This is a genomic window from Desulfobacter sp., assembly GCF_050177295.1.
Map to the genome: position 1 here is coordinate 1 of NZ_JBFXHE010000303.1, position 5429 is coordinate 5429.

The 5429-nt window shown below is 44.4% G+C and carries 6 protein-coding genes; 3 read left to right on the forward strand and 3 right to left on the reverse strand.

Annotated elements, in window-relative coordinates:
- Positions 1 to 358: tetratricopeptide repeat protein (locus AB7U36_RS17450; protein WP_428160955.1), on the reverse strand; the 358-nt coding region annotated here is incomplete at its 3' end.
- A gap of 445 nt (positions 359 to 803) precedes the next feature.
- Here AB7U36_RS17450 and AB7U36_RS17455 point away from each other — a divergent pair.
- Positions 804 to 1625: a PEP-CTERM sorting domain-containing protein gene (locus tag AB7U36_RS17455; RefSeq protein ID WP_428160956.1), complete on the forward strand. Its 822-nt coding sequence runs from the start codon at positions 804 to 806 to the stop codon at positions 1623 to 1625.
- 71 nt (positions 1626 to 1696) lie between these two features.
- On the opposite strand, the gene AB7U36_RS17460 is transcribed toward AB7U36_RS17455, so the two are convergent.
- Together AB7U36_RS17460 and AB7U36_RS17465 are read right to left on the reverse strand one after the other, a co-directional pair.
- On the reverse strand, positions 1697 to 3463 hold the full coding sequence (locus AB7U36_RS17460) for an aminopeptidase P family protein (RefSeq protein ID WP_428160957.1): 1767 nt from the start codon (positions 3461 to 3463) through the stop codon (positions 1697 to 1699).
- Between the two features lie 310 nt (positions 3464 to 3773).
- A complete protein-coding gene (locus AB7U36_RS17465) occupies positions 3774 to 3959 on the reverse strand; it encodes a hypothetical protein (protein ID WP_428160958.1) in 186 nt (61 codons plus the stop codon).
- Between the two features lie 333 nt (positions 3960 to 4292).
- On the opposite strand from AB7U36_RS17465, the gene AB7U36_RS17470 reads away from it, so the two are divergent.
- Both AB7U36_RS17470 and AB7U36_RS17475 read left to right on the forward strand, forming a co-directional pair.
- Positions 4293 to 4661, forward strand: coding sequence for a VOC family protein (locus tag AB7U36_RS17470; protein ID WP_428160959.1), 369 nt, complete (start codon positions 4293 to 4295; stop codon positions 4659 to 4661).
- A 72-nt stretch (positions 4662 to 4733) separates the two neighbouring features.
- Positions 4734 to 5429 (forward strand): DUF362 domain-containing protein (locus tag AB7U36_RS17475; protein WP_428160960.1); only part of this gene is annotated, 696 nt, incomplete at its 3' end.

The following is a 5429-nucleotide window of genomic DNA, read 5'->3' on the forward strand; positions in this document are numbered from 1 at the left end:
TGGCCTCTTTGGTTTCCTTGGCCAGAAGAAGAATCTGGCCCAGCCTCAGTTTGGCCTGGAGATTCTCCGGGTTCAGGAGAACGGCCTGGTGAAAGGCTGCGGCTGCCTTTACCGGGTCCTGGAGATGAACATAGGTTTCCCCCAGGTCACACTGGGCCTTGTCATTATCCGGTTCCAGTTGAATCACATTCTGAAATTCTATCTTTGCCTTTTCATACTCTTGGGCGGCAAAGTAACGCTTTGCATTTTCATAATGTTTGGCGGCCTCACTCTGGGGAGAAGAGCAGGAATAAAAGATTAGAAAAAAGGAACATGCTGAAAGAATAAAAAGCAAATAAATAAATGATTTTTTTCTCATTGGAAATCCGATGTAAAGGGATTATATATTAAAATTTGACTGACAATGGTTTGTCTGCTTAAGGGATCTCAGTGTTTAACTTTTAAACTTTTATTTGAGAATCCTTACCATATGTTTAGCCAGGTGGCAATCGCATAATAAAAATGGAACAATACATGTCCTTATGTAAGCATAGAGTCGATGTAATGGGATTTTTTTTCTCTGGATTGTGTAATAGATTTCATAAAACTATTGAAAATTTTTCAAAAAATTATTTATCCACCAGTAGATATTAAGGCTAAGAATGAAGAAAATCATTAAAACGGTATTTTATTTTTGATTAAAATTAATAAAATTAGTGTGTTGAAATATTTTTGCTACCCCTGTTTAAAGCATGGCTTATCTTTTGCATTAAATTGTGTATCAAATTAAAGTACCTTGAGGGAAAAAGGAAATTGGAGGGATAATGAAAAAATTGCTTTTGTTGCTCGCTTCTGTGAGCCTGGTTTTAGCCTTTAGCGGGGTTTCATTTGGTGGGGAGTATACAATAAGAACAACAGATTTGAATAGTTTGAATCATGATTATGCTTATTCATGGGAAATTGATTTGACAACATTAGACTATGATGGAACATCAGAGACAATAACTGGTTTTGAACTGACTTTGGATAGCATTCGTAACTGGGACAATAACTATAATATACTTTATATCTCGGCCCTTGATTCTCCTGGGTTAGATACTTCCGGCAATACTTTGGATTGGGATGGAACCTGGAAAATCCAGCATAATACCGTTGATGGGAAGTATGATAGTAATAATAACTATTATGATGGTAGTGTTGACAGTAATTATTTTATTGAGAATGCACAAACGACTAATACCGGCGATGCTAGCCAACTATCATATATTAAAAAATTGAATAAAACTTTGGAATATTCAACTGATCCAGATTACAATGACATCATTGTCTCTTTTGAAAAAACTTCAACAGGATATACTGCTGATGTTAATGGTATCCATGATTATCGCGCCAGTTCCGTCACTTCATCGTCAGCTGAGATTGAATCCCTTTTTATCTGGGCTCAGGATGGGGTTTTCGAACTTGGTTTTGATCCAGACTGTCATTTTTATCTAAATGCTGTTAGCCTTAAAATTTACACCACTTCATTACCACCTGGTAGTGGTGGTGATAATGCAGTTCCCGAACCCGGAACCCTGGTTCTCTTTGGCCTTGGCCTTCTGGGGGTCAGTGCTTTTGGAAGAAAACGATTCAGTTCAATGGGGTAGAGTCCAAGTCTGAAATTCATAAAAATCTAAGGCAGGCTGTATGTGTTTCATGCAGCCTGTTTTCTTTTTATTTAAAGGACCTTTGTTTTCTCCTTGAGCCACTGCCGGACCGGCGCGTCCAGTCCCGGCGCCAGCCGGTCATAAACCATCTGGTGATACCCATTGACCCAGTTGATTTCCGCCGAACTCAGCATGGTTTTATCCATAAGGCTGCGTTCAAAATGGCAGATAGTCATGTTTTCAAACTTTAAAAAACTGCCGAACGGCGTCTCCCTGTCCTTGACCACAAGCACCATATTTTCAAGCCGGATTCCGTACCGGCCTTCCCGGTAAAGTCCGGGTTCGTTGGTCAACAGCATGCCGGGGGCAAGGGCGATATCCACGGGAAGCGTGCTTAAGCGTGCCGGACCTTCGTGCACACACAGGAAAAATCCCACCCCGTGGCCTGTGCCGTGGCCGAAGTCAAGTCCCTGCTGCCATAAGTGCCGACGGGCCATGGCATCTATCTGGTATCCCCTGGCAGTGGAGGGAAAGCGTGCCGTTGCAACGGCAATATGGGCTTTAAGTACCAGGGTGTAATCTTGAATTTCCTGACTTGTCGGCCTTCCTAAATGCACGGTGCGTGTAATATCCGTGGTGCCGGTCAGGTAATTGCCCCCGGAATCAGTCAGAAACATGGCATCAGGACTTAGGGGCAGATTCGTATCAGGATCAGCACTGTAATGGCAGATGGCTGAATGTTCCCTAAACGCCATAATGGCGTCAAAGGAGGGGTGAACAAAGGCGTCCTGTTCTTTGCGAAAGTGTAAGAGCTGTTCTGCGGCTGACATTTCAGTTTTGGGTGTATCGCTTGTGTCAAGCCAGTGCAGGAAATTGACCACGGCCCGGCCGTCTTTGACCGCAGTATCACGGATATGGGATATTTCAATTTTATTTTTCAGGCATTTAAACTTTGTCGAAGGGTTTGGCGCCTCAATAATATCCGAGCGCATCTTTACGGCCTGGTAAATAAAATCTGAAACTTTTTCGGGGTCAAGCAGTACCTTGGATTTTTTATTCAGCGTATGAACTGTCTCATAAAAAGCGTCGTAGTCAAATAATGAAACGCCATCCGTCCTAAGGGCTGTCTCAAGTTCCGGACTGACCTTGGCGGGATCAATGAACAGACAGATTTTATCCATAGTCATCAGGGCAAATGCCAGATTCACCGGATTGGTATGAATATCTTCACCCCTCAGATTAAAGGTCCAGGCAATATCATCTAAGGCGGCCAGAACATGGCAGTCCGCATTGTAATCTGCCATTTTTTTGCGTATACGAGAAAATTTTTCTTTCCGGGTTTCACCGGCATAGACGATATTCAGCTCAAAGGCCGGGGTCCGTGGCCTTGTCGGCCTCTCTTGCCACAGATCGGAAATCAGATCCATGGTCGTCTCCAGGACAATATCTTTTTGTGAAAATTGTTTTTTCAGACTGCCGGCCTGGGCTGCAGATACAATTTTTCCATCCAGGGCAATGCGGTCATTGGGGGATAACGTATCGGCCAGCCATCTGTCAAAGAAAGGCACACCTGTCTCCCCCTGCTTGAACAGGTCAAAACCATTCAGTTGGGTTGCGGCCTGGATCCAGTAGCGAAAATCCGTCCACATCCCGGCCTTTGTTTTTGTCACCACAGCCGTACCCGCAGAACCGGAAAATCCGGTCAGCCATTTGAGGGCCTGCCAGTGTCCGGCCAGGTATTCGCTTTGATGGGGATCTGCATTTGGAATGATCACGGCACTCACTCCAGCCTCATCCATTTTTCGGCGCAGGGCGAAAAGTTTGTCTTGTGTGTTCAATTGTCCTATTGGCTCCGATACATTTTTTGATATAAAGCTATACTGTTTTTGCTCTTAAACGTAGGATAGGCTGCACGGCCTTGAAAAAAAATTTACAGAGGTAGATACGGTACTTATATGCGCGACCTATTTTCATAATTTTATTAATAATACATTTTACCCGTTTTGTCTAGGGAAAATGCTAAAGTAAAAACTGAATACAGCCGTGTGAAAAAATATAAACCAAAAAAAATCGGTTGCCGCCAAAAAGGAACTTTTTAGCGGCACCGCGATATTAGAAAGAAGAATCTTTAGAAGAAAAAATAGGAAATTAGGCTTTTTTTTCGATTTCCGTTTCGGATTGGATAACGGAATCTAACTGATTGATGGAATGTAAGCTGAAGTTAGCACCGGAGCTGATTTCGTCAGCCCTTGTAAGTCCCAAAACTTCATCGTTAATGATCCTTAAAAAATCAAAGATATCACTTTGTGCTTGAATTTCAGTTGTTTCAATCATTCACCTTCCTCCCCGGATTAATCTTTAAGGGTTTGGTGGTTCAGAGGAAATTTATTGTTTTCTTGTGTTTTTATCCTCTGTCACACATATGTGAGATATAATATCAACGGCAGACAGGACAAATCAATCGGGGAATCCCTGATTTTTTTGACTTTTTTTTACGAAACCAATTCAATAGTTGGCGATAATATGTTATTTTTTCTTGACCCTATGCAAAGACCACCCTATGGTGGGCCTATGATACCATTTTTAATCGCTGTAAAATTATACGCGGTCACCAAACTTGTGCAGCCTGGAGTTTAAAAATTTTTAAATGGGAGCGAAAAAATAAATATGGGATTTACAATTGATCATTTTAATATCAATGTTCTCAATCTGGAAGGAAGTCTGGCGTTTTATGAAAAAGCACTCGGCCTTACGGAATTGAGAAGAAAAACGGCCACAGACGGTTCCTATATTATTGTATTTTTAACGGATAATCAGTCCGGCAACAAACTGGAATTGACCTGGCTTAAGGACAGGAATGCCCCCTACGATCTTGGCGATCAAGAGTTTCACATTGCATTCAAAACAGATGATTTTAACGCGGCCCACGACCTGCATGAGAAAATGGGGTGTATCTGCTATGAAAATAAGGATATGGGCATCTATTTTATCAATGATCCGGACGGGTACTGGCTTGAAATCGTGCCTGTAAACTAGCGCCACACCCAGCCTCAATTGAAATTCCAAGGCCGGCCCATAGAATAGAACCAAATTGTAAGGAAAAATGCCATGGATCGACGGGATTTTTTGAAAAAAACCATCGGCTGCGGTATCGCCGCAGGATCCACCCTTGCCTTTCCGGAGGTGGGAAAACTTTTTGCAGCCCCAAAGAGGGTTGCCTACGACCTGGTGGCGGTCCGGGGCGGGGAGCCGGACCAGATGTTTGATCTCGCCATTGCCTCTTTGGGCGGTATGCAGACCTTTGTGCCCAGGGGCAGCCGGGTTGTGGTCAAGCCGAACATCGGCTGGGACCTCCCCCCTGAACGGGGCGGCAACACCCATCCCGCCCTTGTGGGGCGTATTATAGAACACTGCCTTTCAGCAGGGGCCCGGGGGGTTTCTGTGTTTGACCACACCTGCGACAACTGGCGACGCTGTTATGCCAACAGCGGCATTGAAGCCGCCGTAGAGGCGGCCGGCGGAAAAATGGTGTCCGCAGACAGCGAGGGCTACTACAAAAGCGTTTCCGTGCCCCAAGGCCAGAGGCTCAAGACGGCCAAAGTCCACGAGGCCCTCCTGAAGGCGGATGTATTCATCAATGTGCCGGTGCTCAAACACCACAGTTCAGCCATGCTTACCATCGGCATGAAGAACCTCATGGGTGTGGTCTGGGATCGGTGGTACTGGCATCGCAACGACCTTCACCAATGTATCGCAGATTTTTCCTCTTTCCGCAAACCTGATCTCACGGTGGTGGATGCCTAC